Origin of the sequence: Aeromonas sp. ASNIH8 (assembly GCF_002919855.1) — a bacterium.
Lineage (GTDB): Bacteria > Pseudomonadota > Gammaproteobacteria > Enterobacterales > Aeromonadaceae > Aeromonas > Aeromonas caviae.
Genome location: NZ_PQLN01000286.1, coordinates 1 through 539, shown reverse-complemented (window position 1 = coordinate 539; position 539 = coordinate 1). Strand labels below are relative to the sequence as shown.

Annotated in this window: 1 protein-coding gene; it reads left to right on the top strand. The window is 50.1% G+C overall.

Annotation, left to right across the window (positions count from 1 at the left end):
* Positions 1-84: 84 nt before the first annotated feature.
* A complete protein-coding gene (gene tnpA, locus C3418_RS23950) occupies positions 85-489 on the top strand; it encodes an IS200/IS605-like element ISAs26 family transposase (RefSeq protein WP_021141233.1) in 405 nt (134 codons plus the stop codon).
* Positions 490-539: the final 50 nt, after the last annotated feature.

Genomic DNA, 539 nt, shown 5'->3' with positions numbered 1-539 from the left:
GAATTTGTAGGCTTTCAGAATTTGCATTTAGCGCTCAGTGTGTAGCATTATTGCCATATCTATTAAGCCCGATTGAGTGACAGAATGCAATTCACTAAAATTAATAAATCACGCCATGCGGCCTACGCTTTGCACGTACATTTGGTGTTTATCACCAAGTATCGAAAGCCGATATTGGGGGATCTGCATCACGCTTCCTTCGGTCAGTGTGCGGCAGAGGTTTGCAGAGATTTTGGTGCGGAACTGAAAGAGTGTGACGGAGAGGCTGATCATGTTCACATGCTGATAGAGTACGCGCCAACGGTGCAGCTATCGGTACTGGTGAACTCGTTAAAGGCGGTCACATCAAGGCGACTGCGTAATGAATTTCTGGACTTGAGAGGTGCTTACAGCAAACCCGTACTCTGGTCACGCTCTTACTTTGCGGGCTCTTGCGGCGGAGCACCGTTGGAGGTGATCAAGCAATACATTCAAAACCAGCGGGGCTGACGCCCCGGCGAAATTCCCCTCCCACCTACGTCGGAGGGAGTCCCCTTTCG